10 protein-coding genes are annotated in these 13427 nt (G+C 48.2%); 5 read left to right on the forward strand and 5 right to left on the reverse strand.

What is annotated here, in order from left to right; all coding sequences use genetic code 11:
- Window positions 1-280 precede the first annotated feature (280 nt).
- From NX720_RS25030 to NX720_RS25045, 4 genes are all read left to right on the forward strand, one after another.
- A complete protein-coding gene (locus NX720_RS25030; RefSeq protein WP_262598326.1) occupies window positions 281-1333 on the forward strand; it encodes a hypothetical protein in 1053 nt (350 codons plus the stop codon).
- 179 nt (window positions 1334-1512) lie between these two features.
- The gene (lexA, locus tag NX720_RS25035; protein ID WP_262598328.1) at window positions 1513-2112 is read left to right on the forward strand and encodes a transcriptional repressor LexA; all 600 of its coding nucleotides are present in this window, start codon (window positions 1513-1515) and stop codon (window positions 2110-2112) included.
- Between the two features lie 26 nt (window positions 2113-2138).
- A complete protein-coding gene (locus tag NX720_RS25040) occupies window positions 2139-2552 on the forward strand; it encodes a hypothetical protein (protein WP_262598330.1) in 414 nt (137 codons plus the stop codon).
- Between the two features lie 401 nt (window positions 2553-2953).
- Complete coding sequence (locus NX720_RS25045) at window positions 2954-4039, forward strand: anthrax toxin-like adenylyl cyclase domain-containing protein (RefSeq protein WP_404831115.1); 1086 nt, start codon at window positions 2954-2956, stop codon at window positions 4037-4039.
- A 103-nt stretch (window positions 4040-4142) separates the two neighbouring features.
- On the opposite strand, the gene NX720_RS25050 is transcribed toward NX720_RS25045, so the two are convergent.
- The 5 genes from NX720_RS25050 to NX720_RS25070 form a co-directional block, all read right to left on the reverse strand.
- Window positions 4143-4448, reverse strand: a complete 306-nt coding sequence (locus tag NX720_RS25050; RefSeq protein ID WP_262598332.1) for a PTS sugar transporter subunit IIB — start codon at window positions 4446-4448, stop codon at window positions 4143-4145.
- A 156-nt stretch (window positions 4449-4604) separates the two neighbouring features.
- Window positions 4605-5102, reverse strand: coding sequence for a DUF6586 family protein (locus tag NX720_RS25055; RefSeq protein ID WP_262598333.1), 498 nt, complete (start codon window positions 5100-5102; stop codon window positions 4605-4607).
- Between the two features lie 94 nt (window positions 5103-5196).
- The gene (topA, locus tag NX720_RS25060) at window positions 5197-7869 is read right to left on the reverse strand and encodes a type I DNA topoisomerase (protein WP_262598334.1); all 2673 of its coding nucleotides are present in this window, start codon (window positions 7867-7869) and stop codon (window positions 5197-5199) included.
- A 657-nt stretch (window positions 7870-8526) separates the two neighbouring features.
- Window positions 8527-9978, reverse strand: coding sequence for a solute:sodium symporter family transporter (locus NX720_RS25065; protein ID WP_262598335.1), 1452 nt, complete (start codon window positions 9976-9978; stop codon window positions 8527-8529).
- A gap of 101 nt (window positions 9979-10079) precedes the next feature.
- Window positions 10080-12134, reverse strand: a complete 2055-nt coding sequence (locus NX720_RS25070) for an alpha-galactosidase (protein WP_262598336.1) — start codon at window positions 12132-12134, stop codon at window positions 10080-10082.
- Between the two features lie 230 nt (window positions 12135-12364).
- Between NX720_RS25070 and NX720_RS25075 the strand changes: the two genes are divergently transcribed.
- Window positions 12365-13396 (forward strand): LacI family DNA-binding transcriptional regulator, encoded by a 1032-nt coding sequence (locus NX720_RS25075; protein WP_262598337.1) that lies wholly within the window; start codon window positions 12365-12367, stop codon window positions 13394-13396.
- Window positions 13397-13427 lie beyond the last annotated feature (31 nt).

The raw sequence follows: 13427 nt of genomic DNA on the forward strand, positions 1-13427 counted from the left end.
CGTTGAAGCTGTCAAGAAGACACAGTCAGAAACACTGTCAGGCGAAGAGCTTTGCCTTGCGCAAGCCTGCCAGCCTCAGATTTTACAATCCACTGATGTTTATGAAATAACAGCCATTTATTAAAGAAAGTAGAAAGTTCCTGATAGTGGACTATCCTTTTGGCTTTAAAAAGCATAATAGCGTTGAGTCAGTGTGAAATTCTTGATTAATAGAGCAATTAGTGTCCTGTGCAGAAAAACACTGATAGCCATTTTCTCTCTGATGCTGACTACCTTGTGCATGGCATCTAAATGTCTCCAATGTGGGAATGAATTACCTTCTTTCAGAGCTCATAACAACCCTGCCGATAATCAATTACTCTGCCCTGACTGCTACAATCCTCTATCCAGACAGGAGCAGACAAGGTCAGGTCAGAGCTGTGCATGCAGAGGCGCTTGCAACTGTGCAACTACCCGGGCACCATCAGCCAGTCCATGGAGCAGTCTGCCATATTTTGCAATCGGGACTCTGGGTGTTGCCGAGTTATTAGGAGGCCTGGGTTTCGATTTTTCCCTTCTGCATTTCCTACCAGTATGTTTCGTCTCATGGCTTGCTTATACAGGCTTTCAAGAATTTTATAATGGTAGAAGTACGCCCATGGAAAGCAGAAATCAGGCGAGAGAAAACATGCGAAGGATCGACAAAGAGTTTGATCGGCGGCCCAATGAAGAGTTCAATGTTTTGTCTGACACCAGTCAGGCAATATTTAATAAATTAACGACCTTATCCACAACCGGAATATTCGATTTTACTCAATTCTTGCATCTTTTACATTTCACCTGGTTACATTTCCATTTACGCAATTCTGAATCAAATCGTGATAACTCACTAACAAGCACCCTGGAAACAGTCAACCAGCTAACCAAACTGCTGTCTGACAACCCGCAAATTTGTGAAGACCAATCCTTTGAAGAATGCATGTCTAATCAGTTGCTGTCTCAGCTGGAACCTCCTGTAAACCTGATACGAACTAATAATATTTCTACAAAATTATTTTATCCTCCTGATTTTTATTTTGGTTCCGCCAGGGTTGCAAAAGGTAACTCTCTTGAGGAGATCCTTCCAGTAGCTAATAAGATAAAATCTCATTTTATTATTCAGGTAGGAAGTGTCGGCAATGCAATGTTCAGCTTACAAAGCTACGAAAATAATACTTTTGACATGTTTGAAACCAGCAGTGGCATATACAGAAACATAACAGTAAGTGATGTCTTAAACCGAATTTACAAACTCTGTAAAGCTCTCGGAATTTATGAAGTCTCTGTATGGATTTACACCCCCTCTCCTGTCTGAAATAGCTCCAAAAAATCAGACAGACTGTTTGACAGCAAGTCTGTAACAAATCCCGGAACCATCAGGATGAGTCGATAACCTTTACCGACAAACCGATCAGCTTTGCGTGGATAGAGCTTGAAACAGCAAGATTACTGTATATAATTACAGTCACTGTATAAAAAAACAGATTAACCATCATGATCAAGCTCACCAAACGACAGTCTGAAATACTGGAACTCATCAAATCCCATATCGAAAGTACTGGTTTTCCGCCTACACGGGCTGAGATTGCCAAAACATTCGGCTTTCGCTCCCCTAATGCTGCTGAAGAACACCTGCGAGCCCTGGCCCGCAAAGGCGCTATCGAGATGACCCCCGGAGCATCCCGGGGTATTCGTATTCCTGATGCGGTCAATACCGACGGTCTTCCGGTGGTTGGTCAGGTGGCTGCTGGCAGTCCAATTCTGGCGCAGGAACATATTGAAAACCACCTGCAACTCAAAGGCGACTTTTTTACTCCCAGAGCTGACTTTCTGCTGCGTGTAAAAGGCATGAGTATGAAAGATATCGGCATTCTGGATGGTGACCTGCTTGCGGTTCACAAGACCACTGACGTGCGCAATGGTCAGGTAGTTGTGGCACGTATTGACGACGAAGTCACAGTGAAACGCTTTGAGAAAAAGAACAACACCGTACTGCTGCATCCGGAAAATGAAGAGTTTGAAACCATTGTCGTCGACTTGACCCGGGACCTGTTTGCCATTGAAGGCTTGAGTGTCGGCGTAATAAGGCACTAATAAGATTTGTGCTGAGGAGGAAGGTTATGCGAACGCACACAGTGACTACTAATAATACAAAAACACAACCAAGGGTGAATGAGTTGATTCTATCCGGCCCGGCATGGCAGTCAGGGTTGTTTCTATCTCCGGTGCTGTCCAAACTGGCCAATGAAGAAGAACAACGCTGGCTGACCCTGATTCTGTCTGACAAGAACCCTACCCAAACCATTAAGTGGCTAAAGTCCGAAGGCATTAGCAGCTGCAATGTCAGAGTGCTCAACCGTGCCAGCCGCAAGCAGCCACTGGATCTCACTTACCAGGCGCTAGCCTGTGGCACCAGTCATACGGTCATCAGCTGGATAAACCAGATGGATCAGGAAGACCTTTCCAAACTTGAAGATGCTGCCCGAAGTGGCCAGTGCAACTGTCTGACCATCAGAAGCAGGGGTGCGGCCTGAAAGCCGCACCATAGAATTTAAAGTCAGCACTAGCGAAGAAGTATCTGCCAGAAAGTTCTGTTAATCTGGGCTAAAATTATATCGATTTTTGAAGATTACTTTATGGATTTAGGGAAGCAGAAGACAAGAGTTTTCCAGCTTCCACCTACTGTCGTAGATTGGGGCGAACGAAGTGAATCCCAACATGGGAAGCCAATAGTGGGTACCGTTTTGGTTGTTACCGTGGGGGAGTACTAGCGCTTCACTCAACCTGATCTACATGGCATATTTTTTGTGCTGCTCCCCTTATTCCTGCCCTGGTTTCTGCTGTCCGCATTTATGGTAAAGCGGTTCCAGTTTTTTCTCAGCCCATACGAACATCCATGATTAAAAATACAGCTTTGGCCTGCGAATTATCCGGAATGCCCCTCCTGCATGCAGCCTATTTTCAACAAGTCGCAGACCAGACTGATTGCATCATCTCGTGCCGCTCCGTGGGAAAATATGCCACCGGGCTGATTCTGGAAGGCTACGCCTGTAAAGGTTTTCGCGTAAAGGCTAAAACGTGTAGCTGGGGTCCTATGGCTGGGTTTGTGTCGGCTGATCCCCGCTTCAGTAAACGGGATTACAACCGATCCGCAATCGCAGAACAAAGGATGTTTATCCGGAAAGCGATGAAAGAAGGAGCAAACCTGATTCCAATTTATATTAGTGATAGCCGGAAGCGGGATATACTAACTCGTTTAAGGTGCATGTATGAGATTGAGCAACGCTCTGCAACAGAAATCGTTTATGCTGCCAGCGCTATTGGCGGGCCGCTTTTTAAATTTGTTTTATCCCAGGATAATGAATGTCCAGTGGCTTCAGAAGGCAGAACATGGCGGGTGTGCTACCACAAAGAGGTCAAACCAGAAGGACCGAGGGGTGTGCAGGCACTAATTCAACACTACGAAAATAGACCCGACCCGGTATTAGGGTTAACCAACCCTGGCAGAAGTGCGTCGAATTATAAAGAAGCCCTTACGGGGGATTATGACTTATGGGGAGTTTATGCCAAAGTTTCAGATTATAATGCCGCCGGAGACGATCAGCGTATAGTTCAGGGGTCTAATTATCAGGTCCTCGCCAGCACGAAATATCGAATTCAGGAAAGCAAACAATGGGGTAATTATACGCCTCGGGTACTTCGTATAAAGGAATTACTGAACCAGGCTCACAGGGCGAAAAACTCTGTAGCTGCAGATATAACTCTACACTCTGATGAACTGGGGCGCCCATACGTCGATGAGGTAGAGCTGGGGTTTATCTCTTTTTTCCCCCATCAAAGTGGTGGTGCCCAGTTCATCAGTAATCTGGGACAGTTTCAGGTATTTATAAGTCAGGTGCGTGCAAAAAACTATCAGGATGTTTACAACCCCAACTGGCAATACTTTCATGCATTTAATCAGATTCTTGACCAGTTAGACAAAAATCGGAATCTATATGGTCAGAGCGCCCTTTATGTATAAAAGTAATATTAATCTTGCTTGTTGACATCCTCCCCCACCTGGTTCGGTGGGGGTATTACGCAGGGTTTGGATAAGGCAGAAGAAAAGTCCGGGCTTTAGCCTCTCAAGCGGTCAGTGACAATGCATACTGAAGAACCTTGGAACCATTCATTGTTCCATAGTCCAAAGGACTGATGGTTTCTACCGGAACATTGTAAGCAGAAGCACGCCCCTTAAGGTCATTGAGCATATATTTGACCTGTGGCCCCAGCAGAACCACGTCAAACTCTTTAACCATTTCGTCAAACTGACCTGCGCCGTAAGCATCAATTTCAACGTCCTGGTCCAGCTCTGCAGCAGCCTCACGCATTTTTTTAACCAACATGCTGGTAGACATACCAGCGGAACAGCACAGCATAATTTTAGTCATGATATAAATCTCGTCTTGGTTATTCCTCAGTACGTAAATTCACTATATCGGAGTTGTAAAAAAAATGTAACCGGTTTCACCTCTGCGTATTTTAAATACGTTTTTCTCTTTGACTGACATCAATAAACACCAGTAATACTGCCGCTTGTTCGCTTATTACCATTCAAGATTGAAGTTTCGGAAATGCCCAACCAGCGCCTTAAATCGCTTCAGACAGTCTTTACCACCATCGACGGTCAGACTGGATCTGGAACCCTCCCCTTCCTGACTGACTATCTGAATCAAGCCGTCGCTCTGTGGCTGTTTTTCATGCTGGTAAGGAATAAACAGACCGTGCCAATAGGCTTCCAACTGTTTTAACCAGCTACTGTCGCTATCACCTGAGAGGATGGCTGTTAACTGTGTAAATTCAGAAGCCGCTTCGCCCTTCTCCCTGATCAGCAGCAGTGCTTCAGTTAACGACGGCGCCACATCACATGAAATTCGATAGGACTCCAGAATTTCTGCCAGCAGTGAACGCCAGGCCAGTTGCAACTGCAATAGAAACCCTTCCCTGAAAGCGGGGGCTTCCTGATGATCAGCAGACTCCCAGGCCTCCAGTTGAATACGGGCAAAGTGTAATCGTTTATTGGTGTTGGCAGACCAGTCTGACATGATGAATCCCTGTTTACACAAATAATGTTATTAATGACTTCAAAAGAGAAAAGCCCCCGTCTTTTACGACGGAGGCTTTGCAAGATCAGGACAATCAGGATTTTTTAGCAGCACGTTTTTTGGTTTGCTTCTCAACCCACTGACCTTCTTCGAAGGTAGCGCTCCAGCCAGTGGCCTTGCCAGCGGTTTCAGACATCACATACTGTTGTTTAGTCTTGCGACTATAACGAATAACCGCCGGATTCCCTTCCGAATCCTGACGCGGAGCATCCAGCAGATAGTGGTATTTTGGATCAATCTCTGCCTGGTGCGGTATCAACTCACTCACCAGCGGCGCACGGGTCTCGCGGTTTTTGGGAAACTGGCTGGCAGCCAGGAACAGACCTGATGCGCCATCACGCAGGATGTAGTGGTCTTCAACCTTGACACACTTCAGCTCGGGCATAGGCACCGGGTCCATCTTGGGAGGTGCCGCCTCACCACTTTTCAGCAGCTTACGGGTATTTTTGCATTCAGAGTTGGTACAGCCAAAATACTTACCAAAGCGCCCGGTCCTGAGCTGCATCTCAGAGCCACACTTATCACACTCCAGTGTCGGACCATCGTAGCCTTTTATCTTGAACTGACCTTTCTCTACCTCATAACCGTCGCAATCCGGGTTATTACCACAAACATGCAGTTTACGCTGTTCATCAATCAGGTAGCTTTCCATCGCAGTGGAGCATTTTGGACAGCGATGCATGGCGCGCAGGGCGTTCACTTCTGCATTTTCATCATCAGCATCCTGAACTTCTTCCCCCGGTACCAGATTGATGGTGCTTTTACAGCGTTCTTTCGGTGGCAGCGAGTAACCAGAGCAGCCAAGAAAAACGCCGGTACTTGCGGTACGAATCATCATATCGCGACCACACTCAGGGCAGGCAATATCCGTTGGAGACGGATCATTGCTGCGCATACCACCCGCTTCCATTTCAGCATGTTCAAGCTTCTGGCTGAATCCTGCATAGAACTCATTCAGCAACCCTTTCCAGTCTTTACCCCCTTCCGCAACCACGTCAAGATCGGTCTCCATATGGGCGGTAAAGTTGTAATCCATCAGCTCGGTAAAACTCTCAACCAGGCGATCGGTAACAATATCACCCATTTTTTCCGCATAGAAACGGCGATTCTTCAGGGAGACATAACCCCGGTCCTGAATCGTGGAAATAATGGACGCATAAGTGGATGGCCGACCTATTCCCTGCTTTTCCAGCTCTTTAACCAGTGCGGCTTCACTGAACCGTGCCGGGGGCCGGGTAAACAGCTGCCTTGGATCAAGGGTTTCCAGTGTCAGGGCCGCACCTTTCTCCAGCCCGGGCAGGATAAGGTCATCGCCTTTTTTGGAAATAGCCTTCATCACTCGGGTATAACCATCAAACTTCAGGGTACGGCCTTTAGCCCGCAACTCGACTCCCTCTGTCAGAATGGTCAGCGTAGTACTCAGGTATTCAGCGGGTACCATCTGACAGGCCAGGAACTGACGCCAGATCAGGTCGTACAGTCGCTCAGCATCTTTTTCCAGCCCTGACAGAGTGCCAGGTTCTGCTTTGACATTGGACGGACGGATCGCTTCGTGAGCTTCCTGAGCCCCATCCTTGCTGGAATAGATAGTGGGAGAATCCGGCAGGTAACGGTCACCGTGACTGGACAGAATAAAGTCTCTGGCACTCTCCACGGCTTCCTTACTCAGGTTGGTGGAGTCAGTACGCATATAGGTAATGTGACCCGCTTCATACAGTCGCTGTGCCAGTGTCATGGTTTTCTTAACACTGAATCCCAGACGGGTACTCGCTGCCTGTTGCAGAGTTGAGGTGATAAACGGGGCAGAAGGTTTGCTGCGTGTAGGTTTGTCCTCCCGTTCAGTCAGCTGGTAACTGGCATTCTGTAAACGTGCCAGTACCTTATCGGTTTCTGCTTTGCTTTGCGGACGGAAGGACTTGCCATTGTCTTTCACTACCTGAAAACGGATAGTGTCATGGATCGCGTCATGGATAGCGTCCTCTCCCGTGGTTTTCAGATCAGAAAAAACTTCCCAGTACTCTTCCGGGACAAAGCTGCGCACTTCACGTTCACGCTCAACAATCAATCGCACTGCTACGGACTGAACCCTGCCAGCGGACAGTCCACGGGCAATTTTCGCCCATAACAGCGGAGACACCATGTAACCCACAACACGATCCAGAAAACGACGTGCCTGCTGGGCATTCACACGATCCGTGTTCAAAGCTCCAGGCGCCTGAAAAGCTTCCTGAATAGCATTTTTGGTAATCTCGTTGAAGACTACCCGACGGTAACGACTGTTGTCACCACCAATAGCTTCCTGCAGGTGCCAGGCAATGGCTTCCCCTTCCCTGTCCAAATCGGTTGCGAGATAGATGGTGTCTGCATTTTCAGCCAGACGACGCAATTCATCAACCACCTTCTCTTTGCCCGGGAGGATTTCATAACGGGCCTCCCAGCCATTTTCCGGGTCGATCCCCATACGTTCAATCAGCTGCTCTCTGGCTTTGCGCTTCTTGTGAAGCACTTTCTGCTCGGGAGACAACTTGCGGGTTTCTGCTGCTGCCCTGGCTCTGGCTTTCGGGTCAACAGGCTTTTTGGTACCACCAGCCGTGGGCAGGTCGCGGATATGACCTACAGACGACTTCACGACAAAGTCTTTGCCCAGGTATTTATTGATGGTCTTCGCCTTGGCTGGCGATTCGACGATAACTAGAGATTTACCCATGCTACCTTACACATCCTGTTATCTGCTCCATTGTTTCAGCTGTCTGACAGCGGTGTAGACTTGCAAAGCACACTGGTAACGCATTTGATGACTCCACAGACCACCGCCAATTTCACGTTTCAACGCAGACTCATGCTGAAACAAGAAAGGCCGGGAATTAAAAATTGTTTCAATATATAAGGTCAAGGAAATAATCGGTCAAGGGAAACCATACCTTGAGCGCTAATTTTTTTTCCAGACCTATCGGTTCCAACTTGTACGTATCCGACTGATTTTGCTAAAAAAAACAAGTATTCAGCGTTTTTTAATACAGTTATGGCTTTTAAGTTGGCACATCATACTGCCAAAAGCGTTTTTCTGACGACCTGAGCAACTCAATAAGAAAAGGCTGACCAGGTATTCTTTTTTACTCTGTATCAATCCACAGTAAAATTGCAACCCTCTGCTCAAACCTCACCAGCGATTAAACGAATGCCTGCCCTTTTACTGTGCCTGAATAGCAGGCTCTGAACTCAGCTAAAGCTTTTGGTGAGATGGGAATAGGAAATGACGGGAAGATATGAGCGAACAATAAATTAGACCTGATCCAACAAAGAGTCTCCCATGGCACTCAGAGACCCCTTATTGTGACTGGTTTTTCAATCAATTAGCGACACTCTACGCGACCTTCTCCGATAAATCCAACTGGGCTTTACGGGTGAAAACGAACTCGGCTTTTTTTCTGAACAAGGCTCTGTTCAGGAACAGCGCAACCCCTACACAGCTGAGCAATGTGATAAACATCATGTGGATATAGTGGAACGGAGCCCAGCCAAAGGTGAAGTAAGCATAGAGCGATGTACCAAACACCACGCTCAACATAACTGCGCGTGCATCCACATTTCGGAACAGCAAGCCTGTAATGAAGGCTGACAGGATGGGCATGCTTAACAGGCCGTTAAGCTGCTGAAGCAGGTTGATAATACTGTCTGTACCACTGTATACGGGAACCAGAGCCAGAGCGACCACCACAAAGGCAATAGACACGGTGGTACTCAACTTTTTCATATCGGGCTTGCTGTTGAAGTATTTCTCATGGATATCACAGACATAAAGCGCCGCTGAAGAGTTCAGGACCGAGTTAAAGCTGGTAAGAACGGCTGCCGCCATCACAGCCGCAAAAGCACCTGACAGCCAGGTTGGCATCAGCTCACCCACCAGATGACCATAGGTCGCATCACCCATTTTTCCATAGAGTTTATAGGCACAGATACCTGGGATAACGACCATGGCTGGCACGATACAGAAGCGAATCAGCGCAGCACTCAACACCCCTTTCTGGGCTTCTTTAACATTGGGGGCAGCCATGGCACGCTGGGTGATCGTCTGGTTGGTGCTCCAGTAAAAAATCTGGATAAACAGCATTCCGGTGAAAAGGGTATGCCATGGAATCGGGGAGTTATCATCACCGATCAGGGTCAGACGCTCAGCAGGAATACCGGTGAAATCGAAGTTAATCGCAGACAGAGCCAGAAAGACCACCAGAAGCCCCATCACCAGCAGGCCAACACCGCTATAGGTGTCAGAAACTGCGACGGCGCGCAAACCACCAAAAATGGCGTAAGCCGAGCCCGCCACCGCAAAGATAACAGACAGTTGCATGATGCTCAGATCGACTTTAAACATGCTCTGCATAAACAGCGAGCCGCCATAGAGCATAGTAGGCAAGTAGATAAAGACATTGCCGAGCAGAAACAAGGTTCCTACTGTTGCCCGGATATGGTGGTTATTGTACCGCTTCTCCAGCAGCTCCGTTGTTGTGGTGCAGTTGTATTTGTAATAAATCGGTACAAACACCTTGGCCAGAATAATCAGGCCCACCACGGCGGCCAGCTCCCACAGAGCCAGCAGAGCCATCTGGTTACCGTTCATGCCAACCAGCTGGTCTGTACTCAGGTTTGTCAATGTTATTGAGCCTGCAATAAACACCCAGGACAGCCCACCGTTGGCGAGAAAATAGTCCCGGCTCGTCTCTCCTCTGGAGGGTGCCTGGGCGCATTTACGCCAGGTTAAAAATGCCACCAGTAATGTTAAAAACAGGAATACTCCTATTTGAATCACGCTTTCCATATATTTCCTCTCTACCTCTGGTTATGGCCTGAAAAGAATTTTTTTATCTAAATCAGGCACATTATTCGGGACAGCCTGCTTAAAAGGCATCAATTAAACATTCAGCAAGCCTCAAGGTGAATCAACATCATCGACTCAGGGTCGAGCAATGGCATAGACAAGCCCAGGTTCATCAATTCATCCCCGGATAACTTGATCCCGGATTCGACCCCGGATTCCACCCACTCAGGCCGTCTCTTCATTAACTGAAAACTGCCAGTCGCCATATCGACGACAGAGACACGGTATTGGCGTGAAATCTCAAGGTTTTTGAAGCGCAGGGGCTCTGGCAGGGTATAGTGGCTCATGCCTGACTGGCAGACGGCGAGTAACTGTTCATCGGCACTCGCAACACCGTATAGGAAGCGGTTGGGATCAATACAGTCGAGTCGGAAGCTGGTACCAGAATGAATTAAGGTTCGGTATTTTTTATGCAGAGCGATGTAGTAAGCCATACTCCGCTTTTGTTCTTCTGATTCCTGTACAGGATCAAGCTCCACCCCCATATGACCGAAAAGAGCGGTAAGCCCCCGTATGTTCACAGGATGGCATCGCTTGGTGCTGTGGCTCTCTTCCGGACCGATATGAGCACCCACCACTTCTGGCGGGAAGAAGTAGCCAATGCCTCTTTGTATCCTTTGCCGCTCCAGAGCATCATTACAGTCAGAAGCCCAGAAGCGGTGAGTACGCTTGAGAATTTCGTAGTCAATCCGACCACCACCGGACGCACAGGATTCAATTTCAACCAGGGGATGTTTGCTACGCAGGGTATCGATTAATCGATAGAGTGCCAGTGTCTGATGATGAACTGCCGGACTGCCGTTGTGGCCCGGCTGAACCAGCTCACGATTCATATCCCACTTAAGGTAACGAATGTTGTAGCGGGTCAGCAAAGCGTCCAGTCGTTCCAACAGGTAAGCGAAGCATGCTGGATTTTGCAGGTCGAGTACATATTGCCACCGTCCTGTTGGCTGTTCATAACCATCAAGCTGCAGCAGCCATTCCGGATGATCCTGGTAAAGGCGGGAATCCTTATTGATCATCTCAGGCTCAACCCATAAGCCAAACTCCATACCCAGCTCATTCACTTTACTGATAACAGGCTCCAGGCCTTCAGGGTACTTCTCCTCATCCAGGTACCAGTCGCCCAAAGCCGCACGCTCATGGTTGCGCCCCACAAACCAGCCATCGTCAACAATGAATCGCTCGACGCCAATATCAGCGGCTCCTTCAGCCATCTTCATGATGTAGGAAGGTTCGTGGTTAAAGTAGATACCCTCCCATGTATTCAGATGAACAGGCCGAGGGTTACTGGTGGGGAAACTGACTATATTTTCGCGAACATAAGAATGAAAACGAGAACTCAGGCCATTCAGCCCTTCCCTGCTGTAAGTGCTATAAAGCGATGGTGTCGTATAACTCTCACCCTCACCAAGAATAATTTCTCCGGGAAGCAACAGTTCACCTGCCTGCATAAAACGACGACCATCGCTTTTGGCGTCTACCCTCATCTGGTGATTGCCGCTCCAGCCCAGATGAAAACCCCAGACCTCACCACTTTCTTCGCTGAAGCCTTTGCGCCCAACCATGATTCCCGGAAAATTCTCGTGGGAAGTTCGACCCCGGCGATTCTCCTGCATGAAAGAGCCATGAAGCAGGTCTTTACGTTCTGTATGAAACTCCCGAATCCAGCTGCCATAAAAGTGCATTAGCTCTGTGGCAAAGCCAGGTAGCGGTAAGGTGTTACTGAGCCTATTGAGGGTGTAAGGCGCTGTTTTTAAATTGGTGATTGTCATGCGGGTTTGCAACACATCACTACGGCTGCACAACGCCAGTTCAATCACCAGTTGCAGGCCAGCCGTCGTATCACTGACCGTAAAAGTGGCACTACTGCCTGATACCTGCTCATGATCCAGCTTAAAAACGGGTGACCAGTCTTTACCATCACGCTGCCCCTCGATCCCCGGTGCGCTGAACAACCCCCGACCGGACTCGGGACAAAGGGTCAGTGGAATATCAACATCAAGTCGCGCCTGGGAAACGGCACGTTGAGTACCGTTCAGTACATTATCACTCAGATGCCGGACTTTATTCCCCCAGTGAATGATTTCAGGCATATCACCAGCCTGAATAATCAGACTCGTAGTCCTGCCCGTTAAATGAACAATCTTTGACACACCCAACCACCATGTTTGCGAAAACATTACATGACGCAAACAATAACAACTTCAGATCAACAAATACTGACACTTGTCAACATTTGTATGTTTTCGCAAACATTTTTTATTGGCTGTCTCTGCTCTACTGATAAAATGCCAGCCATTTAATACTCGTCATTAGTCATATCATGAAAGTTACATTCAAGGATGTTGCTCGTCTGGCCGGGGTTTCAACCCAAACTGTTTCACGCGTCACCCACAACGCCCGGAACGTTTCAGAAAAAACCCGCCAGCGTGTTCAGGATGCAATACGACAGTTGGGTTATATTCCCAGTAAAAGTGCCCAGCTGCTGGGTCGAAATCAGTCCAGAACCATTGGCCTGGTCACTCTTGATCTGATTCATTACGGTGCAGCTATGCAGGCTGCCGGCATTCGTCGTGCAGCCAGAGAAAAGGGGTATGGGTTGCTATTAGGTGTGGCTGAGGAAACGACCGTGGAATCAATCCATGAGGCTCTGAAGGATTTGATGGCACAGCAGATAGACGCCGTCATTATCAATATTGCAATAACCAGCGAGCACGCCGTTAGCCTGACTCAGCAATACCCAGACCTGCCCATTGTTTTTTCTGATACCGAACCGGCCCCTGAACTGGTCACCGTTATGTCAGACCATTGCCGGGGAGCCGCAATGGCCGCACAGCATTTGCTCGCAAACAGCAGGCGTCGGATATTTTTTGTCCACGGCCCTCTTGACTCCGCCGCCGCGAGGCTTCGGCGCGAAGGCTGGTTACAAGCCCTGGCCAGAGAGGGGCTAAAGCCTGTCGGAGAATGTGTGGCAAACTGGTCAGGAGGTCAGGCTTTCCGCTTAACCAGTCAGATGCTTCAAAAGCGTGATGATGGAACGGTTGAGGTTGATGGAATTCTCTGTGCCAGCGACCAGATGGCATTAGGTGTGCTAAAAGCCCTGAATACAAATAACGTTAACATACCCGGTGAAATCGCCGTCTCCGGCTTTGATGACACACCGGACAGTGCTTTGTACCAACCCGCCCTGACCACCATCAGGCAGGATTTTTTCAGGCTGGGTAAGTTAATAGTCGAAAGTTTGCTGGCTCTCCTGAACGAACAGTCCAACGGAAACACTCCGGAACTAATAACCAGAATGGCGTTAACAAAAAATGTAGAAGTCAGCCTCGTGGTGCGGGAAAGCACAGAGTAGCCTCATCGACCTTCTTACTGCGAAGTTGACT

Origin of the sequence: Endozoicomonas euniceicola (assembly GCF_025562755.1) — a bacterium.
Classification (GTDB): domain Bacteria; phylum Pseudomonadota; class Gammaproteobacteria; order Pseudomonadales; family Endozoicomonadaceae; genus Endozoicomonas_A; species Endozoicomonas_A euniceicola.